This is a genomic window from Acetoanaerobium noterae (genome assembly GCF_900168025.1).
Taxonomy (GTDB): Bacteria; Bacillota; Clostridia; order Peptostreptococcales; family Filifactoraceae; genus Acetoanaerobium; species Acetoanaerobium noterae.
On the sequence record NZ_FUYN01000007.1, the window covers coordinates 1 to 26,961 of the forward strand.

At 32.6% G+C, this 26,961-nt stretch carries 28 protein-coding genes; all 28 read left to right on the forward strand.

Annotated features, from left to right (window positions below; translation table 11 throughout):
• Window positions 1-493, forward strand: a 493-nt coding sequence (locus tag B5X47_RS11800) for a flagellin (protein ID WP_278278442.1), incomplete at its 5' end; no start/stop codon positions are given.
• Window positions 494-636: 143 nt separating this feature from the next.
• Window positions 637-2,568, forward strand: coding sequence for a tetratricopeptide repeat-containing glycosyltransferase family 2 protein (locus B5X47_RS11805; protein ID WP_079590334.1), 1,932 nt, complete (start codon window positions 637-639; stop codon window positions 2,566-2,568).
• A gap of 67 nt (window positions 2,569-2,635) precedes the next feature.
• Entirely contained in the window at window positions 2,636-4,984 is a 2,349-nt protein-coding gene (locus B5X47_RS13825) for a glycosyltransferase (protein ID WP_159446478.1), read from the forward strand.
• Window positions 4,974-5,936 carry an NAD-dependent epimerase/dehydratase family protein gene (locus B5X47_RS11815; protein WP_079590335.1) on the forward strand — a complete coding sequence of 321 codons (963 nt, stop codon included), beginning with the start codon at window positions 4,974-4,976 and terminating at the stop codon, window positions 5,934-5,936. Before B5X47_RS13825 ends, B5X47_RS11815 begins: the two co-directional genes overlap by 11 nt.
• Entirely contained in the window at window positions 5,936-7,039 is a 1,104-nt protein-coding gene (locus B5X47_RS11820; RefSeq protein ID WP_079590336.1) for a DegT/DnrJ/EryC1/StrS family aminotransferase, read from the forward strand. The genes B5X47_RS11815 and B5X47_RS11820 overlap by 1 nt, the downstream gene beginning before the upstream one ends.
• 9 nt (window positions 7,040-7,048) lie before the next feature.
• The gene (locus tag B5X47_RS11825; RefSeq protein WP_079590337.1) at window positions 7,049-8,110 is read left to right on the forward strand and encodes a hypothetical protein; all 1,062 of its coding nucleotides are present in this window, start codon (window positions 7,049-7,051) and stop codon (window positions 8,108-8,110) included.
• A 21-nt stretch (window positions 8,111-8,131) separates the two neighbouring features.
• The gene (locus B5X47_RS11830) at window positions 8,132-9,049 is read left to right on the forward strand and encodes a radical SAM/SPASM domain-containing protein (protein WP_079590338.1); all 918 of its coding nucleotides are present in this window, start codon (window positions 8,132-8,134) and stop codon (window positions 9,047-9,049) included.
• Between the two features lie 107 nt (window positions 9,050-9,156).
• Window positions 9,157-10,470, forward strand: coding sequence for a nucleotide sugar dehydrogenase (locus B5X47_RS11835; protein WP_079590339.1), 1,314 nt, complete (start codon window positions 9,157-9,159; stop codon window positions 10,468-10,470).
• Window positions 10,471-10,482: 12 nt separating this feature from the next.
• Window positions 10,483-11,559: a Gfo/Idh/MocA family protein gene (locus B5X47_RS11840; protein ID WP_079590340.1), complete on the forward strand. Its 1,077-nt coding sequence runs from the start codon at window positions 10,483-10,485 to the stop codon at window positions 11,557-11,559.
• Window positions 11,556-12,119, forward strand: a complete 564-nt coding sequence (locus B5X47_RS11845) for an acyltransferase (RefSeq protein ID WP_079590341.1) — start codon at window positions 11,556-11,558, stop codon at window positions 12,117-12,119. Before B5X47_RS11840 ends, B5X47_RS11845 begins: the two co-directional genes overlap by 4 nt.
• A gap of 13 nt (window positions 12,120-12,132) precedes the next feature.
• Window positions 12,133-13,266 (forward strand): DegT/DnrJ/EryC1/StrS family aminotransferase, encoded by a 1,134-nt coding sequence (locus B5X47_RS11850; RefSeq protein WP_079590342.1) that lies wholly within the window; start codon window positions 12,133-12,135, stop codon window positions 13,264-13,266.
• Window positions 13,267-13,392: 126 nt separating this feature from the next.
• The gene (locus B5X47_RS11855) at window positions 13,393-13,761 is read left to right on the forward strand and encodes a flagellar protein FlaG (RefSeq protein ID WP_242951050.1); all 369 of its coding nucleotides are present in this window, start codon (window positions 13,393-13,395) and stop codon (window positions 13,759-13,761) included.
• Window positions 13,762-13,773: 12 nt separating this feature from the next.
• Window positions 13,774-15,345, forward strand: a complete 1,572-nt coding sequence (gene fliD / locus B5X47_RS11860) for a flagellar filament capping protein FliD (protein ID WP_079590345.1) — start codon at window positions 13,774-13,776, stop codon at window positions 15,343-15,345.
• Window positions 15,346-15,381: 36 nt separating this feature from the next.
• Entirely contained in the window at window positions 15,382-15,756 is a 375-nt protein-coding gene (gene fliS, locus B5X47_RS11865) for a flagellar export chaperone FliS (protein ID WP_079590453.1), read from the forward strand.
• A gap of 3 nt (window positions 15,757-15,759) precedes the next feature.
• A complete protein-coding gene (flgN, locus tag B5X47_RS11870) occupies window positions 15,760-16,269 on the forward strand; it encodes a flagellar export chaperone FlgN (protein ID WP_079590347.1) in 510 nt (169 codons plus the stop codon).
• A gap of 20 nt (window positions 16,270-16,289) precedes the next feature.
• Window positions 16,290-16,646: a DUF8042 domain-containing protein gene (locus B5X47_RS11875; RefSeq protein ID WP_079590349.1), complete on the forward strand. Its 357-nt coding sequence runs from the start codon at window positions 16,290-16,292 to the stop codon at window positions 16,644-16,646.
• Window positions 16,647-16,697: 51 nt separating this feature from the next.
• Window positions 16,698-16,895, forward strand: coding sequence for a YjfB family protein (locus B5X47_RS11880; RefSeq protein ID WP_079590351.1), 198 nt, complete (start codon window positions 16,698-16,700; stop codon window positions 16,893-16,895).
• A gap of 195 nt (window positions 16,896-17,090) precedes the next feature.
• Window positions 17,091-17,759, forward strand: a complete 669-nt coding sequence (locus B5X47_RS11885) for a response regulator (RefSeq protein WP_079590353.1) — start codon at window positions 17,091-17,093, stop codon at window positions 17,757-17,759.
• A gap of 5 nt (window positions 17,760-17,764) precedes the next feature.
• Window positions 17,765-18,067 carry a hypothetical protein gene (locus tag B5X47_RS11890; protein ID WP_079590355.1) on the forward strand — a complete coding sequence of 101 codons (303 nt, stop codon included), beginning with the start codon at window positions 17,765-17,767 and terminating at the stop codon, window positions 18,065-18,067.
• 18 nt (window positions 18,068-18,085) lie between these two features.
• Window positions 18,086-18,286, forward strand: a complete 201-nt coding sequence (locus B5X47_RS11895; RefSeq protein ID WP_079590357.1) for a hypothetical protein — start codon at window positions 18,086-18,088, stop codon at window positions 18,284-18,286.
• A gap of 751 nt (window positions 18,287-19,037) precedes the next feature.
• Entirely contained in the window at window positions 19,038-19,358 is a 321-nt protein-coding gene (locus B5X47_RS11900; RefSeq protein WP_079590359.1) for a hypothetical protein, read from the forward strand.
• A 2-nt stretch (window positions 19,359-19,360) separates the two neighbouring features.
• Window positions 19,361-20,401: a V-type ATPase subunit gene (locus B5X47_RS11905; RefSeq protein ID WP_079590361.1), complete on the forward strand. Its 1,041-nt coding sequence runs from the start codon at window positions 19,361-19,363 to the stop codon at window positions 20,399-20,401.
• A gap of 18 nt (window positions 20,402-20,419) precedes the next feature.
• Window positions 20,420-22,420: a V-type ATP synthase subunit I gene (locus B5X47_RS11910; RefSeq protein WP_242951051.1), complete on the forward strand. Its 2,001-nt coding sequence runs from the start codon at window positions 20,420-20,422 to the stop codon at window positions 22,418-22,420.
• The gene (locus B5X47_RS11915) at window positions 22,417-22,839 is read left to right on the forward strand and encodes an ATP synthase subunit C (RefSeq protein WP_079590365.1); all 423 of its coding nucleotides are present in this window, start codon (window positions 22,417-22,419) and stop codon (window positions 22,837-22,839) included. Before B5X47_RS11910 ends, B5X47_RS11915 begins: the two co-directional genes overlap by 4 nt.
• Before the next feature lie 12 nt (window positions 22,840-22,851).
• The gene (locus B5X47_RS11920; RefSeq protein ID WP_013362526.1) at window positions 22,852-23,163 is read left to right on the forward strand and encodes a V-type ATP synthase subunit F; all 312 of its coding nucleotides are present in this window, start codon (window positions 22,852-22,854) and stop codon (window positions 23,161-23,163) included.
• Window positions 23,164-23,173: 10 nt separating this feature from the next.
• On the forward strand, window positions 23,174-23,803 hold the full coding sequence (locus tag B5X47_RS11925; RefSeq protein WP_079590367.1) for a V-type ATP synthase subunit E: 630 nt from the start codon (window positions 23,174-23,176) through the stop codon (window positions 23,801-23,803).
• A complete protein-coding gene (locus tag B5X47_RS11930) occupies window positions 23,803-25,584 on the forward strand; it encodes a V-type ATP synthase subunit A (protein WP_143215825.1) in 1,782 nt (593 codons plus the stop codon). Before B5X47_RS11925 ends, B5X47_RS11930 begins: the two co-directional genes overlap by 1 nt.
• Window positions 25,585-26,958: a V-type ATP synthase subunit B gene (locus tag B5X47_RS11935; RefSeq protein WP_079590371.1), complete on the forward strand. Its 1,374-nt coding sequence runs from the start codon at window positions 25,585-25,587 to the stop codon at window positions 26,956-26,958.
• The last annotated feature ends 3 nt before the right edge of the window (window positions 26,959-26,961 follow it).

Here is a 26,961-nt window from a genome sequence, read left to right on the forward strand (position 1 = left end):
AACAGCGATTAACAATGAAGTTACAGAACTTAAAGCAGAAATTGATGCAATCAGTACAAGATCTGAGTTCAATACTCAAAAACTATTGGACGGTAACTTCACTGGTAAGAGAATTCATATAGGTGCTAATATAGGTCAAGGTATAACAGTTGGAATATCTGCGATGAATACAACTGGCTTAGGAATTAATGGTACAACTGTAGCAACACAAACTAATGCTAACACTGCTATATCTACAGTTAATGCGGCATTAGAGAAGGTATCAGCTCAAAGATCTAAGCTTGGAGCTATCCAAAACAGACTAGAACATACAATTAAAAACTTAGATAACTCAGCAGAGAACTTGCAAGCAGCAGAATCAAGAATCAGAGATACTGATATGGCTAAGGAAATGAGTTCATTTACTAAGAGTAATATTCTTGCTCAAGCATCTCAAGCTATGTTAGCTCAAGCAAATCAATTACCACAACAAGTATTACAGTTATTAAGATAATTTAAAACTATAAAGAAAATCGGCAGAAATGCCGATTTTTTTATTATAGATTTAAAAAGTCTCAATAGATTAAAAGCAAATAATTCTTGCCGGGTAGTGAGATATTTTTACTATAAATAAAAAAATAATAAGCAGGTGGTATAATGTCGTATAAATTAAGCATTTGCATGATGGTTAAGAATGAAGAAATCCATATAGAAAGATGCCTTGAATCTATAAAGCCTATTGTTGATAGGACTGATGTAGAACTCATAATAGTAGATACGGGTTCGACAGATAAAACTGTAAGTATTTGCAAGAAATATACAGATGAAGTATATTTTAAAGAATGGTTTGATGATTTTTCAGGGATGAGAAATATTACCATATCATATGCTACAGGAGAATGGATATTTATACTTGACGCAGATGAAACTATGGAAAAATATGATGAATTGGAAAAGTTCTTAGATTCTGAACCTAATGAAACTTTAAAAAATAAAACGTATTCAATTACAGGCAAAAACTATACTAATTTAAACAATCATGATTCATATTCGATATTCCCTACTATGAGGTTATTTAGAAATGACGGAAACTTTAGATATGAAGGGACTGTTCATAATCAACCAAGATTTTCACCACCTGTTGGAAAACTAGATATAATTATAGGACATTACGGTTATGTTGTAAATGATAAAGAGATTATGGATAGAAAGTTTAATAGAACTGTAGCCTTGCTTGAAAAAGAATTAAAAAGTGATCCTAATAATTTATACTATCTATATCAATTAGCAGTATCTTATAATATGCATGGCGAAGTAAGAAAATCGTATGAAATTTCCAGTAAAATATATAACCAATTTAAGAAATTAGATAGAGATAGACAATTAATGGGTTTTAGTGTAATAACAAATCATCTATCAAATTGCATGACATTAAATAGATATAATGAATTAATAGAAGCTTCTAAGCTTGCCATTAATATAAGAAAAGACTATATAGACGGATTTTATTCATTAGGCCGAGGATATGAGAGATTAGGAAATTATTCATATGCAGAAAAATATTATGAAAAATACTTGGAATTATGCAAGAATTATGAAAAACTTGCTATTTCGAAGGATCATTCTATAGCTTTGTATAGGAATAATATCACGGACAATATGAATGTGAAATTATTCCTAGTTACATTATATTTAGATACTGAGAAATACGATAAAGCTTTATTATATCTAGAAACTTTAAAATATAATATTAGTACAATTAAACTATACATTAGTATTTTTATAAAATTAAAAAATTATAGTGAAATATTTAATTTATACGAAAAAATAAAAGATAGTGACACAGAAATAATATCATACTTTATAACATACTTAGAAAATGAGATTTTGGATTTAGATTTTAATGAAAAGAAAAGTATCTACAATTATTTTTTAAACAATGATGATGAATATTCTATTTACTCTAATTTTATGATTACAGATGACCTAGAAGTAGAAAAAAAATGTAATTTGGCGAAAAGAATTATAGATGTAAAAGATAGAAATAATAATGATATTTTGGTTGTTCCTCTAAGCTATTTGATGTTAATTAAAGGCTTTGATTTGAAGTTGTTTTCAAATATGAATAAGAGAGTAGTTTTTTCGTGTGTTAATTATTTTAAGGAGAATAACTACACAGAGCTTTATTTGAGATTAGATGAATGGCTAATGAATATAGATATAAGAAAGCTTAGGATTAAGGAAGTTAGTGCGCTTAAGAATTTATTTGAATCTAAGTTAATTCTTTTGCTGAATGAATATAAAGGAACTGGCATAAAAAGCTTTATTAAAGATAATATTAATATGTTTGACAGGTATTTGGAAGTAGGAATGATTTTTATAAATGAAATATATAACCTAAATGCTATAACTATGAAGTATGAGTTAATAAATGATTCTGAGTCAAAATTCTTATTTTTGATGAACATTTATAGAACTAATAAATCTAAAGGAAATACAAGTGTAGCATTTATGTACTATAAGTTAGCGGCCCAGGCATATCCAGACATGGCAGATTTTCTTAAAGAATATATTGATATTGAAGTTTAAAATGCAAACTATATAGAAAGATAGATTGTTTTATTTGTAATAAGAACGTTATTTTAGGAGGCATATTATGGTTGATGTATCTTTTAAAGTAAAGAAAAAAATAGAAGAGTTAATAGGTATAGGTGAAATTGATACTGCAAAAAAATTACTTCAAGAATATTATAAAATAGGAAAAGATGACTTTGAATATTATTCTTATAGTGGGGTTATTAAGCTTATAGAAAATGATTTTGAATCCGCAATGTATGATTTTAAAACAGGGTTATTATATAATGACTTAGACTTTGACTTAAACTATAATCTAGCCTTTGCATATGAAAATATTGGCGAATATAGCAAAGCGCACTGGCATTATAAAAGATGTACAAATCTTAGGAGCATGGGCAAAACAGAAGTAGAATTAGTAAATAAAATTAATGATTTAGAGAAAAATAATATAATTCAATACCATAACTATAATAAAAAAATTGTATTTTTTGTCAAACATGGTATGGATTCGTTCTTAGGAGAAGTGGTAGATAATATTTCTAAGGAGTATAATGTTTTAAAAATTATAGTAAACGATTATAGCCAAATTGATTTAGGTATGAGTTGGGCTGATATTTGCTGGTTCGAGTGGTGCGACGAACTTATGATTTATGGAAGTAATCTTGGTGTTGCTAAAGATAAAACTATAATATGTAGACTTCATAGTTATGAAGCATTTACAGAGTATGTATATAAAGTAAAATGGAGCGTAGTGGATAAGGTCATATTCATTTCTGAATCTATACGAGATTATGTTATTGAATCTGTGAAAGAAATAGATAAGGGAATAACGTCTGTAATACCTAATGGAATCAATTTAGATAAATGGACTTATAGTAAACGTAAACAGGGATTTAATATAGCATATGTAGGATACATTAATTACAAAAAAGGCCCTATGCTTCTTCTCCACGCATTTAAGGCCATTTATGATACTGACAATAGATTTATGTTATATATTGCTGGAAAATTTCAAGATGATAGAGATGTTTTATATTTTGAACAAATGATAAAAGAGTTTGGATTAGAGAATAATATCATTTTTGAAGGATGGCAGGATAATCTGGATGATTGGCTGGAAAATAAAAACTATATTATTTGTACAAGTATACTAGAATCACAAAATATGAGTGTAATGCAAGCCATGGCTAAAGGGATAAAACCATTAATTCATAATTTTGTAGGAGCTAAATACATATATAATAATGATATCATTTGGAACTCAATTTATGAAATTATAGAGATGTTAAATTCTGAATATGATTCAGAATCTTACAGAGAGTTCATTAATAAAGGATATTCTCTTGATAAACAAATTTTTAAAATAAAAGAACTTATTATTTCTTCTAAAAAAAGTTGTAACTTACTACAAATGCCTTTAGTAACAGTTGGCATTGCAAATTACAATTATGGGCGCTTTTTGAAAGACTGTATAGATTCTATATTAAACCAAGAATATAGTAATTATGAAATTATTATTGTTGATGATTGCTCAACAGATAATTCCCAAAAAATAATTAGAGATTACGTAATGAGCTATACTAATATTAAATCTATAATACATAAAGATAATATGGGTACAGCTGTGTTTGCTTTTCAAGAAATAATAAATAGTGCTAAAGGAGAATATTTTATTTTATTATCAAGTGACGATTATTTAGCAAATAGCACTGTAATATGTGATTTAATTAATAATTTTATTCTTAATCCAGATGTAGATTATATATATGGAAACCTCAATTTAGTTGATGAAGATAGAAATATAAATACAATTTGGAAGTATTCAGATTATGACGGATATATGGTGATAAAGCATACTTTTGAAAATTTTGGTTCGGGACTATTGCCAATGACTGTAGGGATTCACAAAACGGATTATTATAGAAAAAATAACAAGACATGGTACCATGATTCAAATAATATAGTTTCAAGTGATGTTCTTAATACATTGGTAAATATTAGAGACGGATGGAATTTTAAACATGTGGATATTACTGTTATAAACTACAGAAAACATCACAATAATACCACTTTAAATTTTAAAGAGAGGTTAAAATCGATTGTTAGTGTTACAGAATTTATTATAAATAATTTTATTCTAGGCAAAAATAGATTATTATTAGAAGACATTCAATCTCAAGATGATTTGCTTTTTTATATAATAAACCACTATTATGAAATGTTATTATACTATTATAATAATAATTGGAGTCCTTTTGGACAAACAAATAATAAAAATGCTGTTTTACATAGTGAGTATTTTATTCCTATTATTAGAATGATAGATTGGTATATTTCAAAGCTGATAAAACCAGATAGTTATAAAGATAAGATAGCTGATATGGTTCAAGAATTAGAACAAATAAAAGGAGAAATAAATGATAAATAATAAAAAAATTTTATTGACTGGTGGAGCAGGATTTATAGGAAGCAAACTTTGTAGCATTTTATGTGAGAAGAATGAAATTTTAATTTATGACAATTTAAATAGAAATTCAATAAAAAATACAGATTTATTATTTCGTGATAATGTTACGCTAGTTCAAGGAGATATACTAGACTTTGAAAAAATAAAGAATACAGTTGAAGAATTTCAGCCAAATATTGTAATTCACTTGGCAGCAATAGCGGGGATTGACACAGTTATAAAAAGCCCAGTTAGCACTATGAAAGTTAATATGATAGGAACATATAATATTTTAGAAGCGTTAAAAATTAATATGAATAATTTAGAAAAAGTCGTAGATTTTTCAACATCTGAAGTTTTTGGATCATATGCTTATAAGGTTAATGAAATGAACACTACGAATTTGGCTCCTGTTGGAGAAGCCAGATGGACATATTCGGTATCTAAGCTAGCAGCAGAGCACTTATCTCATAGCTTTTATAAAGAATATAAAATGCCTGTAATTACGGTAAGACCTTTTAATATTTATGGACCGGGACAAGTTGGAGAAGGTGCGATTCATCAGTTTGTAGCAAGAGCAATTTCAAATGAACAAATACAAATACATGGAGATGGAGATCAAATCCGTTCTTGGTGCTATATTGAAGATTTTATACAAGGTATCATGCTTTGCCTAGAAAAAAAAGAAGCAATAGGTCAGTCGTTTAATATAGGTAATCCAAGAGCAACAATTACAATCGCAATGCTAGCAGAAACTATAAAGAGAGTTGCTGCTTCTAGTTCTGAAATAATATATGTAAGTAAGAATTATGTTGATGTTGAACTAAGAATACCGAGTATAGAAAAAGCAAAAAAATTGTTAGGATTTAATCCGAAGTTTGGTTTAAATGAAGGGCTAAGAAATACAATTGATTGGTATAGAGGGAGAATATAATGATTAAATTAGCTCAACCACATTTTGATAATAATGAGTATAATGCTGTAAAAAAAGTACTGGATTCTGGGAATCTAGTTCAAGGAAAGTTTGTAAATGAATTTGAAAAAAAACTATCAGAATATATTGGAATAAATCACACAATAGTTGTTTCAAATGGAACAGCGGCATTACATTTAGCATTATTGGCTCTTGATATAAAACCAGAGGAAGAAATAATTGTTCCAGCATATACATTTCCGGCTACAGCAAATGTGGTGGAGCTTATAGGAGCAAAGCCTGTATTTGTTGATGTAGATTTGAATTCACTATGCATAGATACTAATTTAATTGAAAGTAAAATAACTAAAAAAACACGGGGAATTATTCCAGTTCATGAATTTGGGCATCCAGCAGATATGGATAAGTTAAAAAAGATATGTGACAAATTTAACATCCATTTAATTGAGGATGCGGCGTGTGCATTAGGAAGTAAATACAAAAATAAAAAAATTGGCTTGTTTGGAGATTTATCGTGTTTTAGTTTCCATCCAAGAAAATCAATAACTACAGGTGAAGGGGGAGCAATCTGTACTAATAATTCGTTTTATGCTGATAAACTTAGAATTATGAGGAATCATGGAATTAGTTATATAGATAATAGAATTGAATTTGTAGCTCCAGGGTTTAACTATAGGATGACAGATATACAAGGAGCTTTAGGCGTAGAACAATTATGTAAAATAGACAAATTAAATAATACTAGAATTAATTTGGCAAAATATTACAATAAGCTATTAAAAGGTTTAAAACAAGTGACTTTTCCACAAGAAAATTGTGATTTGTATAATACATATCAAACATATCATATTTTAATTAATGAAGAGTATAACAGAGATGATTTAATTATTTTTTTGAAAAAAAGTGGGATTGAATGCAATTATGGAGCATATGACTTGATTTCTCAGCCTTTTTATAAAAATAAATATAATAATAGTAGCAACAACTATAAAAATTCAAATTATGCATTTAAGCAAGGACTTGCGTTACCTTTGCATAGCAATTTAAATTACAGAGATATTGATTATATAGTAGGTCAATTAAAACAATATTTTACAAAATAGGGGGGGTTTATGAAAACTGTAATAATTAGATATCCAGATGATGAAATAAAATATAGACGTTTTTATCAAAATATGACTATTCCATTAGCTCAACATTCTTGGGAATGGCAGTGTGTTATAGCAAATTGGCCTACAATAGAGTGGAGCGCATTAGCTTTATTAGACTGTGTTGGAGAAATAGAAGCATGCATTCCGTTTGGATGTATAAGTAATTCAATCGGAAAAATAATCATGTCTTCACCTCTTCCGGCTAGTTATGGAGGAGTACTACTCTCTAAAAAAGCAAATCCAGAACATTGCTATAAAAGATTATTAACAGAGTTAATTGAATATGCAAAAAAAAATGGAATTGATTTAATTTCAATTTTTACTTCACCATTTAGAGAAGACTATCATATGTACAAAGAGTATTTTATGCATGATTATGAATTGTTAAAAACATATCAATATATTGATATTAATAAAAATGAAGTTGAAAATCTCATGAATCGTAATATTAAGAGAAACTTAAAAAAATCATTACAGAATAATTTGATTTTTTTTCAAACTCAAAATCCTTCTAAAGATTTAATTGATGAATGGTATAACAAAGTTGTACTACCAAGATTTTATAACAAAGGTGCTAATATTCCAGACATAAAATTATTTTATTTAATTGCTAGTTACCTAAAAGATTCTGGAATGTTTAAATTTTCTTATATTCGCAAGAATAAAGAAATGGTTTCTGGTGGGGTTAATTTATATGGTTGGAGTGAAGATATTTATTTAAGAGTTAGTAACCAGAATGGACTTGAACTCGGAGCAGGGGTTTTGTTTGATTATTTAAGTATAAAAGATGGCGAATATAGTAATATTTCTTATATAAACTTTCAATCATCACCAACTAGAGATTCGACTTCGTTTAAATATAAACAGCAATGGGGATGCCAAGAAAATCCATGTTACTATTTGGTGAAGGTTATTACGGATGTTAGGAAATTTACGAAAATCAATATTGATATGATTTTAAAGCAGTTTCCTTATTTTTTTGTTTTGCCATACGATGTATGGAATAATAGTAATTCTATTTGATAAAAAGGAGGATTTTATTTTATGAATGACTATAAAGTGAAAAACTTTCCGGATATTACACATGTTGAGACCACAAATGTTTGCAATCTAAAGTGTATACATTGTCCGCAAAGTGATTTAAGCTCGATTCCTAATTATGAGCCTATATATATGGAATTGGATATTTTTAAAAGAATAGCTATGGAAATTGGCAAGCATAATGGAATATTAAGATTAACTCCAGACGGGGAGCCCCTGATACACAGAGATTGGATTAAACAAGTGGAGTTAGCATTAAGTTCAGGTGTAGATATTTTTTGTTTTAATACAAATGGAATTTTACTTTCAGATGAAAATATGGAGATTTTATTTAAGACAACTGAAACTAAAGTCGTTATAGAAATAAGTATTGATGCATTATATCCAGATACATATAAAAAAATACGTGGTGGGGATTATTCAAAATTAATGAAAAATATTTTTACATTACTAAATGAAAAAAATAAAAGGAGTGTTAATAATATTAAAGTAATGGTTTCGTGTGTAATTCAACCAGAACTAGAAAATCAAGAATATCAACAATTTGTTAAATTTTGGGAACCATTGGTAGACAAAGTAATAACTAGACATTATGTAGATACTAAAGGATTAACACCTCAAAAACCTGAAGTACAATTCATACCTAAGAAGAGGTGGCCTTGTCCAGTGGTTTTTACAAGATTAGTTATAGGAATGGATGGTAAAATTAGATTTTGTCCAGATGATTGGCTTAAAAAAAGTGTAGTTGGAGATATTAATAAAGATACAATAGAAGAAATATGGAAATCAAAATACATGAATAATCTTAGAGCGTCTCACATGAATGAAATTTTTGATAATGCTTTATGCAATTCATGTACTGATTGGTCAGTGATAAGGTTTGGGAATGACTATGTTAAAGCTTTAAAAGATTTATTTTAGTACAATAAAACATAAGGTTAGCATATTATCTGGATCTATGGGTATTGCTTTGTATTTATAAAAGAATAGTACTATGTTTTATTTCAATAAAACTATGGAGGCATTAGTTGAAAAGTATAATTCTCTCAAAAATTAAGAGTAAAAGAATTATAGTCGGTGTTGTTGGTTTAGGATATGTTGGACTTCCTCTTGCTGTCGAAAAAGCCAAGGCTGGATTTAAGACTATAGGATTTGATATACAAAGAGAAAAAGTAGACATGGTAAATGCAGGGAAAAACTATATTGGAGACGTTGTTAATGAAGATTTACAGAGTATAGTTCAATCTAAATACCTGTCTGCAACATCAGATTTTTCTTTTATTAACGATGTAGATTTTATTGCAATATGTGTTCCAACACCGTTAGACTCTCATCAGCAGCCAGACATCAGTTATGTTGAGTCATCAACTAAAGAAATTGCAAAATATCTAAAAAAAGGTAGTATTGTGGTGCTTGAATCTACTACATATCCGGGTACGACAGAAGAAATCCTCAAACCTATATTAGAAAGTGGTTCTGGACTCAAATGTGGAGAGGACTTTTATTTGGGTTTTTCTCCTGAACGTGTTGATCCAGGGAATTTAATATACAAAACTAAAAATACACCTAAAGTAGTGGGGGCTATAGGCAAAGATGCGGCTGAGGTTATTTCAGCTATGTATAGATCAGTTTTAGAGAGTGAAGTTCATGTAGTATCCTCACCAGCAGTAGCTGAGATGGAAAAAATTCTAGAAAACACATATAGAAATGTTAATATAGGGCTTGTGAATGAGCTAGCTATGCTTTGCCATAAAATGAATATCAATTTTTGGGAAGTAATTGATGCAGCAAAATCTAAACCATATGGATTTCAAGCTTTTTATCCTGGTCCAGGGCTTGGTGGTCACTGCATACCACTTGACCCTTACTATTTATCATGGAAAGCTAGAGAATATGGATTTCATACTTCTATGATTGAAGCTTCTATGATGGTAAATGATAGGATGCCAGAATACTGCGCAGAAAGAGCAAGTAAAATTTTAAATAGATTTAAAAAGGCTATGAATGGTTCTAAGATTCTAATCTTGGGGGTAGCATACAAGCAAGATATAGATGATTACAGAGAAAGCCCAGCAATTAGAGTAATAGAAGAACTCGAAAAAGAAGGAGCTACAGTTTCTTTTTACGATCCTTTTGTTTTAGAATACAAGGAGCATGGGGTAGTGAAAAAAGGAGAGACTAGCCTCACGGCTGAATTAATAGAAAGCTCGGATTTAGTTATTGTTACAACCGCTCATACTAATGTAGACTACAGCTTTGTTCAAAATCATGCGAAAGCAATCTTTGATACTAAAAATGCTATGAAGATGATAAACAAGCGAGATAACATAGAACTTTTGTAAGGAGGGCTTAGTATGAGATATGCGATTATTGGCTGCGGGAGAATTTCTCCAAATCATATAGCAGCAGCACTTGAAAATGGTTTAGAGGTTGTAGCTTTATGTGATATTGAAGAAGCGAAAATGGATGAAACAATTGAAAAGTTTAATCTTTCTAACAAAACAAAGAAATATTTAGATTATAAACTGATGCTCGAAAAGGAAAAACCTGAGCTTGTGGCAATTTGCACAGAAAGTGGAAAGCACGGAAAGATAGCATTAGACTGCGTTGAGGCTAACGCCAACCTTATTATTGAAAAACCAATTGCACTTTCTCTTGAAGAAGCAGATTTGATAATAGAAAAAGCCAATAAGAAAAATATTAAGGTAAGTGCATGCCATCAAAATAGATTTAACAAGTCTGTTCAAAAGATTAGAGAGGCTGTTGAAGCTAATCGCTTTGGAAAGCTAATGCATGCTACTGCTCATATCAGATGGAATAGAGGAGAAGACTATTACAAACAGGCACCTTGGAGAGGAACCTGGGAACAAGACGGCGGAGCCTTGATGAATCAGTGTATCCATAACATAGACTTACTTAGATGGATGATGGGCGATGAAATTACTGAAGTTGTAGGGATGACTGACAATTTAATTCATGGATATATAGCTGCCGAGGATATTGGAATGGCTCTTGTAAAGTTTTCAAATGGAAGCTACGGAATAATTGAAGGAACCACTAATATTTATCCTAAGAACCTAGAAGAAACTTTATATATTTTTGGAGAAAAAGGAACAGTCAAAGCTGGAGGAAAGTCTGTAAATCTAATTGAAGAATGGCAGTTTGCAGATAATCTTGATAATGCAGATGAGGTTAAACAAAATTATTTTGAAAATCCTCCAAATGTTTATGGATTTGGACACAAACCTTTATACAAAGATGTCATTGAAGCTATTGAAAATGATAGGCAGCCCTATGTTACAGCAGTTGATGGTAGAAATGCACTTGAATTAGTTCTTGCAATTTACAAATCGGCAGATGAAGGAAAAAGCATAAAGCTACCGCTTGATAAATGCAGTACTATAGATTTCAAAGGAAGGTTTAATAGATGAGTTATTTCGTACATGAAAGTAGCTACATAGATGAAAATGTAACTATAGGAAATGGTACTAAAATTTGGCATTTTTGCCATGTACATAAAGGTGCAATTATTGGTGATAACTGCTCTTTAGGTCAAAATGTTAACATATCTAACAACGTAAAAGTTGGAAATGGTGTTAAAATTCAAAACAATGTATCTGTTTACGAAGGTGTTGAGCTTGAAGACTATGTGTTTTGTGGTCCATCTATGGTTTTTACAAATGATTTAACACCTAGAAGCAAATATCCAAAAGGATCCGAAGGATATAAAAGGACTTTAGTTAAATACGGAGCATCCATTGGAGCAAATGCGACTGTTGTATGTGGAAATACTATTGGAAGCTGGGCTATGATAGCATCTGGCGCTGTAGTTACAAAAGATGTACCAAGCTACGCACTTATGGCTGGAGTTCCAGCTAAACAAATTGGATGGGTATGCGAATGTGGATATCCTTTAAAAGATACTTATACATGCAAAGAATGTAGCAGAGAGTATTTATTAGAAGGTGGACTACTTAAAGAAAACAAATAAGGAAGTGCTTTATATGGAATTTAGAGATTTAAAAGCTCAATACAATAAATATAAAACTCAGATTGATTTAGCAATACTAGAGGTTATACAAGGTGCTAATTTTATTGGTGGAAAGCAAGTAACTACTTTAGAACAGCGATTAGCTGAATATGTAGGAGTTAAACACTGCGTATCTTGTGCCAATGGAACAGAGGCCATGACCCTTCTTATGATGGCATGGGATATAAAAGAGGGAGATGCAGTTTTTGTTCCAGATTTTACGTTTTTTTCAACAGGAGAAGTAGTTTCTTTTAGAGGAGCAACTCCAATTTTTGTAGATGTTGATAGGGATACTTTTAATATTGATATTATAAAGCTTGAAAAGACTATACAAAAAGTGATAGCTGAAGGGAAACTCACTCCAACGCTTATAATTCCAGTAGATTTATTTGGACTTCCGGCAAATCACATTGAGATAGAAAAAATAGCCGAAATATATGATTTAAAAGTTCTAGAAGATGCAGCTCAGGGATTTGGAGGAAGCATTCATGGAAAAAAAGCGTGTAGCTTTGGAAATGCAGCAACAACTTCATTTTTCCCTGCAAAGCCGCTAGGCTGTTATGGTGATGGGGGAGCTATTTTTACAAATGATGATGAGTTAGCAAAGCTTTTAAATTCTCTTAAAGTTCATGGTAAAGGCGAAGATAAATATGATAACGTTAGAATAGGAGTAAACTCTAGGCTAGATTCTATACAAGCAGCTGTTTTAAATGTCAAGCTTACAGCTTTTATAGATCATGAGCTTGAAGATGTTAATAGGATTTACAAGCTTTACAATGAAAAGCTTAAAAGCATAGTAGAAACTCCATTTATACCACAAGGATATGTATCAAGCTTTGCACAGTATACAATAAGGCTAAAAAATAAAGAGCAAAGAGATAATCTTCAATCTTATCTAAAAGATAAAGATATTCCTAGTATGATTTATTATGTGAAGCCAATGCATAAACAAAGAGCTTTCGCAGACTATATATATCATGAGGAGGACTTTAAAATTACAAATGAACTTTGCGACACGGTGTTATCTCTTCCTATGCATCCGTATCTGAGTGAGAATGATATTAATAAAATAATGGAGCATATACTAGATTTTATAGAAAAAAATTAATTATAGTAACAAAGTTCATAACTATCATAAGCCTTTAAATTAAGGATTATTTTTATAGGTATAATGATATTTTGTTATGTTGCCGATATATTTCGTAGAAAATTGAATATGATAGGAGGTATATTTGTGAGTATAGAGCAAATAGGCAGTGCAGGGATGCAGTACAGTGGTGAGACTGGAGTTAGAGTACAAAGTGCTCCTGAAAAAGCTCCGGTTGTAAAGAGAGACTCAGCTTCTAATCAACAGCAACAATATAACGGAGATAGGCCATCAGAAAAACAAATTCAAGAAGCAGTAGATACCACAAACAAAGAATTAATTAAACTGGAAACTAATTTAAGGTTTAGCATTCACAAGAAAACAAAGCAAATAATGGTAAAAATAATAGATACAAACACTCAAGAAGTAATAAAAGAGGTCCCACCAGAAAAGATATTAGATATGGTGGCATCAATGATGGAGAGAGCAGGGCTTATTGTAGATAGAAGAGGTTAAGGAGGTATTAAAATGGTAAGCGCAATTAGATTTGGAGGATTAGCATCTGGTATGGACACTGAAAACATAGTGAAACAATTGATGCAGTCGGAGAGACTAAAAGTAGATAAATATACTCAACAGAAAATATGGAAACAATGGCAGCAAACAGAATATAACTCAATGAATAAATTAATGGCTAATTTTATTTTAGATTCTAGAAAAAAATTAGAACTTACAAAAACTACATCTTCTGGGGCTTTAGTCTCTGGGGGTATAGATTCTGTTACTTGGGCTAAAAGCGCAGTATCTTCTAACTCATCTGCTTTTGATGTTACAGCTAGCGCGAATGCTCCAGCGGGAGTATCAACATTAGAAGTTGTACAATTAGCAACTGGAGCAAGTGTATCAAGTCAAACTTCCCTTGATACGGACAAAACTACAGCTGGACAGCTGTTAGGATTTAGTGGAACAACTAAGACAGTTAGAATAAATGAAAAAGATATAGTTTTACTAGAAACTGATACTCTAAGTGATATCGCTCAGAAAATTCGTACTGAAACTGGGCTGAATGCTAATTATGATGCTACAGCTAATAGGTTTTTTATTAGTTCAAAGGCGACGGGAAGTACAGATGCAAAAATAACATTTGACAATGCTGATGCTGAAAACCTTAGAGATGCTTTGAAATTTACAAATTTATCCAACACTATAGGAAAAGATGCGATTATTAAGTATAACGGTACCGATGAGTTAACGTACTCTTCAAATAATATATCAATTAATGGACTTAATATAACTTTAAAAACAACTTCAGGGTTAGAAACTATTAGAACGGACACAAATGTAGATGGAGCATACAACAAAATTAAAGAATTTGTAGACGAGTATAATAAACTTATAGATATATTCAATACAAAGCTCGGAGAAAAAACATATAGGGATTTTCCTCCGCTTACAGACGAGCAAAAGAAAGATATGTCAGAAACTGATATAAAGCTTTGGGAAGAAAAAGCAAAATCAGGGTTAATTAGAAATGATTCTACTATTAATAATATGCTTTCTAAGATGAGAGCAGAAATATATGAAGACGTTAATGGTGCTGGAGCCATTCATGAGTTAGGTATAACTACCGGTAATTGGAGAGATAATGGAAAGCTTCAAATTGATGAATTTAAACTAAAAGAAGCTTTGAGAAATGACTCCGAAAAAGTTTTAAATACTTTGTTTAAGACATCTACATTGCCAGAAAGTACAACAGATCCACAGGCAATTAAAGATAGAATGAAGGATACTGGAGCATTTGTAAGAATCTACGATAATATGATTAGCGGAATTAAAGATATAGTCTCAAAATCAGGACCTGGCTCTGAATCAACACTTCTTCGCTCAGTAAAAAGCAATATTCTAATTGATTATGTGACTAAAGGTTCAAAGAGTCTTCTTGACAGTGATATTGGAGAGATTGATAAAAGAATAGATAGAGAAAATCAAAGAATGATAACAATAGAGCAACGTTATTGGAAACAGTTCACGGCAATGGAGCAAGCGATGTCTCAGATGAATAGCCAAAGTTCATGGTTATCTCAGCAATTCGGAGGCTAGTAATCAATGCTGTGATAGGAGGTAATAATATTGGCAATGAATAACCCTTATGCAAAATATAAAGAACAATCAGTGACTACTGCTACACCAGAAGAGTTGACACTAATGCTATATAATGGATGCATTAAATTTATTAATCTAGCAGAAGTATATATTGAAGAAAAAGACTATGAGAAGTCAAATCTTAATATTCAAAAAGCACAAGATATAATCCAAGAATTAAATATCACATTAAATATGGATTATGAGATTTCACAAAATCTTAGGCAGCTGTATACTTTTATAAATGAAAAATTATTGGATGCAAACATTAAAAAAGATAAACAAGCACTTTTTGATGCAAAAGAAATTGTCTCAGAACTAAGAGATACTTGGAAAGAAGCGATGGCACTTTCTCGAAAGGGGAAGTAAGGTATGGAGAATGTTATTGATATTGCAAAATTAAAGATTGAAGAATTAGTTAATCTCAACAATAATAAGCGTAATTATTTAAAGAAACTTTATGAAATAACAAAGCTTCAAACCATAGATATTTCTTCCAATAGCTTAAATTCCTTACTAGATCATATAAAACAAAAGCAAGACATAATGAATGCCATTGATGATATTGATAAAAAATTCTATGCTGAATTTCAAGGTTTAAAGCTTCATTTAGGTATTAAATCTCTCGAAGACGTTGATATTAATGAGTATCCAGAAATAGCATCTTTAAAGTTTTCGGTAAAAGAAGTAATGGACTTATTAGGAGAAATAGATAAGCAGGATAAAAATAATATTAGTAATGTAAAAACAGAAATGGATAAACTAAAAGAAGATATGAAGGATTTGCAAACTCAATCTAAAGTAATTAAAAACTATGGTACCTCGTCAGTATCATCTTATGGAAAAGATTATCAAGGATTTTATATAGACGGAAAAAAATAAATAGAATTTAGGTGATTTTATTGAAGGCACAATCAATTGAAGCATTAGAAACAGCGGTAGAGTATTTAGATAATATTTCACGTGCATTGCCATCTATTATTGAGGATTATAGAGAACAAAATATCAGTACGGTATCTGAAAAAATGATTAATTTATCAGATGGACTCAGATGGCTTTATGATGTTGCAAAATTAACTAAAGATTATCATTCTTTGGATGAAGATGAAATGTTAGGATGCTATACAGAGATTGTTGATGCAATGGAGATGAAGGATTATATTCTAATTTCAGATCTTATTGAATATGAATTATTACCATTAGTTGAGGGTTGGAGAGCAAGCTTAAGTGAGTCAGTAAAAAATCTTACAACTAACTAGTATTTGGATTGTTCATATAATTTAAGAAGTTAGTATTTAAGGAGATTAATTATGGATATAGCGGGATTGTCAATGAGCCTAAGCCAAATGAAAGCAGCACAACAAGTAAGCGTTTCAGTTATGAAGCTTTCTATGGATACAGCAAAAAATCATGGGTCAGAAATGGTTCAAATGATACAAAATAATACAAGAATGTTAGAGCAATCAGTAACTCCTCATTTAGGAGCAAGCATAGATATAAAACTTTAATAAGTATAGAAAATAGCGCTGTTGTTAAGATGGCGCTATTTTCTATATATAAATTAGTTTTGAGATAGATATAGTATTAAATCTTTACACGGTCTAAGACAAAGAATTGTGTAATAATTAACTATAATATGGTAAAATTATTTTATGTATTTTTTTAGGGTAGTTAAAAGCTTTAATTAGGGGTGGGCTGTTATTATGAAGAAGATTTCCGTTATGATTGTAGATGATCATGTAATGATGAGAGAAGCGATAGTAAAAGGATTTGAAGGCAATTCATGTATTGACATAGTATATCAAGCGCAAAGTGGACGAAGTGCATTAGATTACTTAGAAAACAATCAAGAAAATATAGATATTGTATTGCTTGATGTAATTATGCCAAATGAAAATGGAACAGAGATTCTAAAACAAATTAAAGATTTATATCCACATATTAAGGTAATTATGCTTACAAGTATGGTAAACTCAAAATATGTTATTAAGGCTTTGGAAAATAATGCAGATGGTTATGCAAGCAAAGGAATGGATTTTATTCAGCTTGTATCTATGATACAATCAGTTTATGAAGGAAAATTTTGTAATGATGAAAAAATAAATGATGAAGTTTTAAAATGTAGGGAATATATAAAACAAAAGAGCAGAATACTTAAAGATTTTGCTTTACTAACTCCAAGAGAGTATGAAATCGTAGCACTTATTTCTAAAGGAAAAAGCAATATAGAAATTGCGGATGACTTATTTGTAAGTGAAAGAACTGTCAAAAACCATATTCATAATATACTTAAGAAAGTAAATTTGCAGGACAGAACTCAAATTGCTATTGCGAATTTAAGATATAAAATTGTTGAAAAACAGTTAGGATGATGATTATGAGCTCAGATGATAAATTAGAACAAGCTATAAGAAGGTTTGTAGAAAAAGATGATAGTGATACTTTTCAGAAGATTAGGGAGTATTTATATGAGCATCCTAATTCTACTGTGCTTGATGTTGCAGCTGCTACAAATATTCCTAGAGGAAAGATTTTAAGATATGTAAAAGAGGGTAAATTAATAGATAACTCTGCTCCTATAAAGGAAGTTGTCGAGCCTAGAGTTATTTATAGTGATAATCCTAGTGAATCAAGACATAAGCCAAAGACTAATTTTAGAAGAAGTGGCAGAAGAAAATAATATAAGGAGGGAAATACTATGTTACTTAGAGATTTGCTTACAAGAAGAGATAAATTAAAGACATACCTACACGCACTCAAGCGTTCTATCAATTATTTTGAAGTTGTACTTTTAGATGAAGAAATGGGCAAGGAGCTCAGAGACCTTTATAACGAAGTTATGGCTGAATTTAAAGAACTAGATAATGCAATGAAGCCTCTTGAAGAGATGGAGATGTAAAATATTTCTAGACACTTTATAAATAATCTGTTAGACTATTTATTGTATTTCTCAGAGTCTGTGGTTGCAAGTCCAAGCCAGATGCGGGCAAAAGGACCCACGTAAGCTGTACAAAAATGATATAGTGAGCATGGCGCATCTTAGAGGTAAGTCCTGCCGAGAAAATCGAGAGGGTTAGTAGTGAGGCGATCCCGAGCAAAATCCCCAGCAGGCGAGTGTGGGGGCAAAGACCAGGTCAGTCTGAGAAGCAAAAAGAAGATATATATTATATGTATCTTTTTTTTTATTCAAAATATTATGTAACACAACTTAATTTTACTATTGAAGGAAATATTGAAAAACATATTTGCTTTATAAATTTATATATATAATTAGCTATTTAAGATAAGGATAATCATACAGGTTTTATCCACAAAAAAATACAGTTATTAGAGGTTATGCACAAACTTATCCACATTGTCCACAGAAATGTATCCACATTGCTGTGGATTTTATAGTTATCAATATAAGTAAATTTATATGAATTTTAATATTTTATTGGCAAACATTTATGAAGTTTATCCGTTATTTTTCGAATTTTTAAGATAATTTGAGATAAACTGAGATTTACTCAGATAAAATGACTAAATCAGCTATAGAATCAAGTTTTATCAAGAATTAGAGGTTCTTTCAAATTTTAGGTCGCACGATAAAGGGTATATAATGAAGAAGTTCAGTCTTTTTTGCTAAATATTTGCTAGGAGGTGGGATCGTGGAGGAAATCATCAAGAATATTCTTCAGATTGATAAGGAAGCTATAGAAAAGCAAGAAAGAACAAAGCAGGTACTTGAGGAAAAAGAAAACCAAAAAAAAGCCTTGCTAAAAAAATTAAAGGATGACATAAGCATTAGCATGAAGCAAGAGATTGAAAGTGCAAAGCTGTCAGCTCAAAATGAGATTGACAAGGAATCCGAAAAGATTAAATCAGAATCATCAAAAAAGCTCGAACAACTAGAAGCTAGATACAAAGAGATTTCAGAGAGTTTGGCTGATGATGCTTTTGAGATAGTGATAAGAAGTCTGGAGGGATAGTAATGGGTAACGTTGCTAGATTTGCTGCGCTGAGCACAAAGCTAGATGCTATTTCAGGCAGGTTTCTTCAAGAAGAGGATTATGAAGTTCTGCTTCATAAAGAAAAGGTTACGGAAGTAGCTAGGTATTTAAAGGAAAATACCCACTATGCAAATCTTCTAGCTGATGTAGATCCGGATGATGTACATAGAGGGGACCTTAATCTTCTGCTCAGCAGAAAGGTAATTGAAATCACAGAAAAGCTGGCTCATTTTACGAGTCACAATTACAAAGAGCTTATGAAAGCACTACTAATTCGCTACGAGGTAGAGGATTTGAAGCTTATTCTAAGGGCTATAAGCAGGAACGAGGATGTAAGGTCGCTAGATCCACTATTTATTCACTCTAAAAAGTTTTCACATTTAGATTACGAGCAGCTGCTTAGCATAACTAGTATAGAAGATATGGTAGCTTTGCTGAGAGGAACTATTTATGAGGAGGCTTTTAGAAGCATAACTCAAGAGGATTTGGAGGTAAGGGAATTTCATGCAGAGATGAACTTAGACTTCGTGTATTTTAAGAATCTACTTAAGAAGTCTAAGAATCTGTCAAATGAAGACAGAAAGATTTTAGAAGAGCTTATAGGGATAAATATAGACCTTATAAACATCCAGTGGCTATATAGAGCTCGTAAATATTATGGGCTATCCCCTGAAGAGATTTTGAACTACACTTTGCCAGGAGGTATAAGATATAAGTTTTCTCAGCTAAAGGATTTAGTGTATCAAGAAGACCCTATAGAAGCCGTGATATCCTCTGTAAAGTATACCTATCCTAAGATAGTGGCTATGAAGGATATATATATAGAACGGAAAATCTACCAATATCTTTATGATATGTTCAAGAAATCAAACAGAGAAAACCGAATGAATATTGCAAAGCTCACTTCAGTGCTTCATTTTTTAGAGTATGAAATTAGGGATATTATAACGATAATAGAGGGCATAAGATATGATGTGCCAGTTGAAGCAATGAAAGACTTTTTGATTAGAAATTTTGATTAAACTCTTGCTTAGATAAATATGAAAAAAGAAGGTGAGTACGTGGCAGTTGAAAAGATGCAAATGATGAACCTTGTCGCTCCTTTAGATGACATGCATGATTTGCTTCAAGAAATAGTCCTGATAGAAAAAATCCATATTAAAAACGCAGTCAAGGAAATACAGGATTCTAATTTTACATTAGCTGTATTAGAAGAGCACCTTGACTCTATTGCTGATATGGGAACCATAGTCAAATACAAGGCTAATAAGAGCAGCTACAAGATCTATCAGGATAAGCTAAGCTATCTGGCAAATGCCCTCGATATGATACTAGAGCCTAAAACGGATCTAGATAGAAAGCGAGATATTGAGGATGCAGTAGCTGAGCTTGATAGTATAACTAGGAAGGTTGCTCCTATTCAGGATAAATTAACTGAAAGAGAAGAAACGCTTCACAGATATGAGGATTTTCTTGAGAGTATAGAGTATCTCAAGGACATCAATATAGATGTATGTGCTCTTTCTAGGATGAAGCATTTTAACTATCATATAGGGACGCTTACAAAAGACAAGAGACTAAAGCTAAGAAACAATTATGAGAACATCTCAGCTATTGTACTTCATATAGGAAGCTCTGTAGATGGAGAAGCATATCTGATTTTTTCTCCTGCCCAGCTAGAATATGAAGCTGAAAGGATTTTAAAATCCCTTAACTTCAAAGAAATTCCTCTACCTGCAGAGTTTGAGGGAGTTCCTAGTGAGATTTATCAAAAAATCCAAGATGTTATTATGGATGTGAAGCTAGATATCGAGGACTTAAAAAGTCAAATCATGCAGCTTAAGAAAGACTACGAGGATAGAGTTGACAGAATTTATTCGAGAGTATTATTAGAAGAACGTATAGAAAATTTGAAAGACCACGCAGCTATTTCTGAGCATTTCTTTTATTTTTCTGGATGGATTCCAGAAGTGGAAACTGAGAAAATCAAGCAAAAACTAGAAGAGGTATGTTCTAGAGTAATAGTTGTATTTTCAGAGGTGGATGAGGTTCCTAAAAGAGTGGTTCCACCTACAAAGCTAAAAAACAGCTGGATACTAAAGCCTTTTGAGCTTCTAGTCAATCTTTATGGGGTGCCCAATTACAAAGAGCTAGATCCTACTATTTTTCTAGGGCTGACTTACTTGATATTATTTGGCGCCATGTTTGGAGATGTAGGGCAGGGTGCGATATTGTTTTTAGCTGGCTGGATGATTAGGAAAAAGGAATCTCTTAAGACTCCTGGAGAAATTATGCTCAGAATAGGAATTAGCTCTGTATTCTTTGGCTTTATGTATGGGAGCGTGTTTGGGTTTGAGGAATATCTACCAGCACTTTTAGTACATCCTATAGAAAATATAGATTTTGTACTCTATTCATCTATAGTATTTGGAGTAGTGCTACTTCTTATCAGCTTTGGGATATCAATTAGCAATATGCTAAAAATCAAGGAATATGAGCAGGGAGTATTTGGCAGAAATGGTATTGTAGGATTGCTATTTTATGTAGTGCTTTTAGTTGGGGTTTTGGAGCTTGTATTATCTGACAAAATCATTCCAATTAGCATGCTTATAATAGTGGGAATAATACTTCTAGCTATGATGCTATTTAAAAAACCACTTACAGCGCTATTATTTAGGCAGCCTGCTGTATATCACGAAGGCAAGAAGGAATATTATATTGAGGGTGGATTTGATTTAGTGGAGACACTACTTAGTCTTCTTTCTAACACGATATCCTTTATCAGGGTAGGAGCCTTTGCGTTAAACCACGTTGGACTGTTTTTAGCGTTTACAACGATGGCAAATCTAAGCAATAACAGAGCGATAGGAGCTGTCATACTTATTGCTGGAAACATAATTATTATAGGACTTGAAGGCCTAATAGTTTTTATCCAAGGTCTAAGATTAGAGTATTATGAATTATTTAGCAAATACTATACAGGAGACGGGATAGCCTATTCTCCATTTAAGTTAAATTTAGAAACGGAGGAAAGAAAATGAAAATAATACTTGCACTTATGATTTTATTTGTTATGTCTACTATCGCTTTTGGAGTTAAGCTATATGTCAAAAACGAGCAAAGCTCAGGAAACTTAAAGAAACTCCTTATCGCAAATATCACAGGATTTGCTCCTCTTGCAGCTATGGCTATTTTGTTAATGGTTCCTGATTTAGTGTTTGCAGCTACTGAAGGGGCGGCGTCTAGCAGTTCAGGGCTAGGTTATATAGCAGCAGCGTTATCTACAGGGATGGCTACTATAGGAGCTGGATATGCAGTTGGAGCGGTTGGTTCGTCAGCTCTAGGTGCTGTATCTGAGGATGAAAAAATTCTTGGTAAGACACTTATTTTCGTAGGTCTAGCAGAAGGTATCGCTATTTATGGACTTATTATTTCTATTTTGATTTTAGGAAGACTTTAGGAGTGGATAGATATGATGAAATCCTTCCTCATCAGTGATAACAGGGATACCTATGTAGCTATGAGACTAGCAGGTATAAACGGAGTTATCGTGCATGAAAGAGAAGAAATTTTAGAAGCTATGAAGCAGGCACTAGATGATTCTAGTATAGGAATATTAATCCTTACTGAGCTTATTCTTGAAAAAGTAGAAAAGGAAGTTATGTCCCTTAAGCTTCATAGGAAATATCCTTTGATAGTTGAAATTCCAGATCGTCATGGTCAAAGACGAGATGCAAATTATATTACTAAGCACATCAACGAATCGGTAGGTATAAAAATATAGAGGTGATTAAATGGTAACCTTAGAACAAAAACTGAGTTTGTTTAAAAAACTAGTAGATGAGAAGGTTCAAAAAGAGATAGATGAGCAGATATTAAATAAGGATGATGAGATAAAGGATTTTTTGGAAAAGGAAAAACAGATTTTAGAGTCAAATGCAAATCGTACTAAAAAAGCTGCGATAGAAAGAATTAAAAGACAAAAATCAGAAGCGATTTCTACTATGATTCAGCAAGAAAGAAAGCTGTATCTAAAGAAGAACGAGGAAATATTAAGAGATTTGCTTGCAAAGATTGAAGACAAGATAAGAGATTTCATGCAGACAGATAAGTATAAGGAGCATATAGAAGCTACTATGCTTACTTCTCTTGAGGCTTTTTCAAGTGAGGAGCATATCTATGTTTCCATCCCACCGACTAACTTTAATAAAGCAAAGGAAGCGGCAGAGTCAGCTCTTAAAAAAGCAGGGTTTGAAAATTACACAATAATTGAAGCAGAGCTTAATTATATAGGAGGCTTTGTACTGGAAAACGAAAGACAGACTATAAGACTTAACAAGACCTTTGCAGAGGCTCTATATCTAAAAAGGGAAGACCTAGGGCAGATGCTTCACGATGCTATAAGAAGAGGTGAGACTCTATGATGGAAAAAACAGCTATTACTATTTCCGTCAATGGTCCTGTTGTAGGGGCAAAAAACATGACAGGATTTAAAGTAAGAGAGATGGTTATGGTAGGAGAAAAGAAGCTTCTAGGCGAAGTTATTTCTCTAGATGGGGATACAGGGACTATTCAGGTTTATGAAGAAACCGAGGGACTAAAATCTGGAGAAAACGTATATTCAACAGGAAACCCTCTATCTCTTACTCTTGGACCTGGTATGATAGGAAATGTATTTGATGGGATTCAGCGTCCGCTTGAGGCTATAGAAAAAATATCAGGTGGGTTTATAGCAGAAGGAATAGGACTTTTATCTTTGGACAAGGAAAAGCTCTGGGATGTAACTATTCTAGTATCAGAAGATGATTACGTGGAAAGCGGCGAAATCTATGCTACAGTTCAGGAGACTTCTCTTATAGTTCATAAATTGCTAATTCCACCAGGAGTAAGCGGAAACTTGAAAGATGTGAAGCCTTCTGGCCAGTATACTATCGATGAGGTAGTTGCTACTGTTTCATGTAGTGATAGGATGTATCCGCTTAAGCTTCATCAGGTGTGGCCAGTAAGAGAAGCTAGACCTGTAAAGGAAAGAATGGCTATAGATAGGTTGTTAATCACTGGGCAAAGGGTTCTTGATATTTTCTTTCCTATAGCAAAGGGAGGAACTGCGGCTCTTCCTGGAGGTTTTGGAACAGGAAAAACTATGACTCAGCACCAGCTAGCAAAATGGTCAGATGCAGACATAATAGTCTATATAGGCTGTGGTGAGCGTGGAAATGAAATCACTGAGGTACTAGAGGATTTTCCTAAGCTAATTGACCCTCGTTCTGGAAAGCCGCTTATGGAGAGAACTATATTAATTGCAAATACCTCTAACATGCCAGTTGCGGCTAGAGAGGCGAGCATATATACAGGAATTACTATGGCTGAGTATTTTAGAGATATGGGGTACCATGTTGCCATAATGGCAGACTCTACATCTAGATGGGCTGAGGCTCTTCGTGAGATTTCAGGACGTCTTGAAGAGATGCCAGCAGAGGAAGGCTACCCAGCTTATCTTCCTTCTAGACTAGCTCAGTTTTATGAAAGAGCAGGCTTTGTAAGAAGCTTATCAGGAGTAGAAGGCTCTGTTACTATTATCGGTGCAGTATCACCTCCTGGAGGAGATTTCTCGGAGCCAGTAACAGAAAACACAAAGCGTTTTGTAAATGCGTTTTTAGCTCTAGATAGAAAGCTAGCTTATGCTAGGCACTATCCTGCTATAGGATATCTTACTAGCTACAGTGGATACAGCAAATCTCTTCGTAACTGGTACTATGAAAATGTAAGCGAGGATGTACTGGAAATAAGAGAAAAGATGCTCTTTATCTTGCATGAGGAAGAAAAGCTTAACTCTATAGTTCAGCTAGTAGGCGAAGATGTGCTTCCTGATGACCAGAGGCTTACACTAGAAATTGCAAAGGTTATAAAAAGAGGATTTTTACAGCAAAATGCAATGCATAAGGACGATACCTTTGTGCCGATTATCAAGCAGTATGAGATGCTAAAGGTAATCTACCATCTTCATACTAGAGCACTTGCGGCTGTAAAAGCAAACCTGCCGTTATCTGAAATCAGAAATCCTGAGATTTTTGATGAGGTTGTAAAGATGAAATACACAGTGCCAAATGAGGATTTATCGCTGATAGACGATCTTCATTATCGTATTGATTCGTATTTTGATGAATTAGCTACTAGATACGCATCGATTACGGAGGTGATATAGATGAATACAAAGGAATATTTGAAGCTAGATACTGTTGTAGGCTCGCTTATATCTCTTTCGGGAGCTGAGGATGTAGCCTACGGTGAGATTATAGATATAGTAGTAGATGGAAAAAACAAAAGAAAAGGCAAGGTAGTTATGGTAGATGAAAAAGCTATCATAGCTCAGGTATTTCAAGGCACTCAAGGAATATCCACAGAAAATACCTCAGTGAGATTTACAGGACATCCCCTAGAAATTCCGCTATCTAAAGATATTCTAGGCAGAACATTTAATGGAATAGGGATGCCAGTGGATGACGGACCACAGGTATATAGCAGTAAAAAGCACAATGTAAACGGTAGACCTATGAATCCGATTTCTAGACGTTACCCTAGAAACTATCTGGAAACTGGGATATCAGCTATTGATTCACTTATGACTCTTATAAGAGGACAAAAGCTTCCTATATTTTCTGGAAATGGAATGCCGCACAATGAACTTGCGGCTCAGATAGCAAGGCAGGCTAGGGTAAGAGGAGAAGAAGAAAACTTTGCTATAGTATTTGCAGCTATGGGTGTAAAGCACGATGATGCAGATTATTTTAGAAAGAGCTTTGAATCTTCGGGAGTGCTAGAAAGAGTTGTAATGTATTTGAACCTAGCTGACGAGCCTGTAGTTGAGCGTATTACTACACCTAGATGTGCACTTACTGCGGCTGAATATTTAGCCTATGAAGAGGGCATGCATATTCTAGTTATCATGACTGATATGACAAGCTACGGAGAGGCGCTTCGTGAGATATCCTCTGCTAGAGAAGAGGTGCCTAGTAGAAAGGGCTATCCTGGATATCTATATAGTGACCTTGCTCAGCTTTATGAGCGTGCAGGAATGCTAGATGGAGCAAAGGGCTCTGTAACTCTTCTTCCAATACTCACTATGCCAAATGACGATATAACCCATCCTATTCCCGACCTTTCTGGATATATCACAGAAGGACAGATAGTACTATCAAGGGATTTATATCAGAAAAATATTTATCCGCCTATTAATATCTTACCTTCGCTTTCACGTCTTATGAAGGATGGTATAGGAGAAGGCATGACAAGAGCTGACCACGATGAGGTTTCATCTCAGCTGTTTTCTTCGTATTCTAGAGTGCAAGAAGTAAGGAGCCTTTCTCAAATTATAGGAGAAGAAGATCTTTCTGATATAGACCAGAAATTTATGGAATTTGGAAGGCAGTTTGAAACTAGATTCTTGTCTCAGGACATAGATGAAAGTAGAAGCATTGAGGAGACTCTAGATATAGCCTGGGAAGTGCTAAGAGTACTGCCAAAAGAAGAATTAGAGCGTATTTCACCTGAATTCATAGATAAATACTATGGGAGCTGATGT

Excerpts from the sequence above, each read along its gene's own strand:
- B5X47_RS11805 (WP_079590334.1), top strand. The coding sequence starts at position 637 with ATGTCGTATAAATTAAGCATTTGCATGATGGTTAAGAATGAAGAAATC.
- B5X47_RS13825 (WP_159446478.1), top strand. The coding sequence starts at position 2,636 with ATGGTTGATGTATCTTTTAAAGTAAAGAAAAAAATAGAAGAGTTAATA.
- B5X47_RS11815 (WP_079590335.1), top strand. The coding sequence starts at position 4,974 with ATGATAAATAATAAAAAAATTTTATTGACTGGTGGAGCAGGATTTATA.
- B5X47_RS11820 (WP_079590336.1), top strand. The coding sequence starts at position 5,936 with ATGATTAAATTAGCTCAACCACATTTTGATAATAATGAGTATAATGCT.
- B5X47_RS11825 (WP_079590337.1), top strand. The coding sequence starts at position 7,049 with ATGAAAACTGTAATAATTAGATATCCAGATGATGAAATAAAATATAGA.
- B5X47_RS11830 (WP_079590338.1), top strand. The coding sequence starts at position 8,132 with ATGAATGACTATAAAGTGAAAAACTTTCCGGATATTACACATGTTGAG.
- B5X47_RS11840 (WP_079590340.1), top strand. The coding sequence starts at position 10,483 with ATGAGATATGCGATTATTGGCTGCGGGAGAATTTCTCCAAATCATATA.
- B5X47_RS11845 (WP_079590341.1), top strand. The coding sequence starts at position 11,556 with ATGAGTTATTTCGTACATGAAAGTAGCTACATAGATGAAAATGTAACT.
- B5X47_RS11850 (WP_079590342.1), top strand. The coding sequence starts at position 12,133 with ATGGAATTTAGAGATTTAAAAGCTCAATACAATAAATATAAAACTCAG.
- fliD (WP_079590345.1), top strand. The coding sequence starts at position 13,774 with ATGGTAAGCGCAATTAGATTTGGAGGATTAGCATCTGGTATGGACACT.
- fliS (WP_079590453.1), top strand. The coding sequence starts at position 15,382 with ATGAATAACCCTTATGCAAAATATAAAGAACAATCAGTGACTACTGCT.
- flgN (WP_079590347.1), top strand. The coding sequence starts at position 15,760 with ATGGAGAATGTTATTGATATTGCAAAATTAAAGATTGAAGAATTAGTT.
- B5X47_RS11880 (WP_079590351.1), top strand. The coding sequence starts at position 16,698 with ATGGATATAGCGGGATTGTCAATGAGCCTAAGCCAAATGAAAGCAGCA.
- B5X47_RS11885 (WP_079590353.1), top strand. The coding sequence starts at position 17,091 with ATGAAGAAGATTTCCGTTATGATTGTAGATGATCATGTAATGATGAGA.
- B5X47_RS11890 (WP_079590355.1), top strand. The coding sequence starts at position 17,765 with ATGAGCTCAGATGATAAATTAGAACAAGCTATAAGAAGGTTTGTAGAA.
- B5X47_RS11895 (WP_079590357.1), top strand. The coding sequence starts at position 18,086 with ATGTTACTTAGAGATTTGCTTACAAGAAGAGATAAATTAAAGACATAC.
- B5X47_RS11905 (WP_079590361.1), top strand. The coding sequence starts at position 19,361 with ATGGGTAACGTTGCTAGATTTGCTGCGCTGAGCACAAAGCTAGATGCT.
- B5X47_RS11910 (WP_242951051.1), top strand. The coding sequence starts at position 20,420 with ATGAAAAAAGAAGGTGAGTACGTGGCAGTTGAAAAGATGCAAATGATG.
- B5X47_RS11915 (WP_079590365.1), top strand. The coding sequence starts at position 22,417 with ATGAAAATAATACTTGCACTTATGATTTTATTTGTTATGTCTACTATC.
- B5X47_RS11920 (WP_013362526.1), top strand. The coding sequence starts at position 22,852 with ATGATGAAATCCTTCCTCATCAGTGATAACAGGGATACCTATGTAGCT.
- B5X47_RS11925 (WP_079590367.1), top strand. The coding sequence starts at position 23,174 with ATGGTAACCTTAGAACAAAAACTGAGTTTGTTTAAAAAACTAGTAGAT.
- B5X47_RS11930 (WP_143215825.1), top strand. The coding sequence starts at position 23,803 with ATGGAAAAAACAGCTATTACTATTTCCGTCAATGGTCCTGTTGTAGGG.
- B5X47_RS11935 (WP_079590371.1), top strand. The coding sequence starts at position 25,585 with ATGAATACAAAGGAATATTTGAAGCTAGATACTGTTGTAGGCTCGCTT.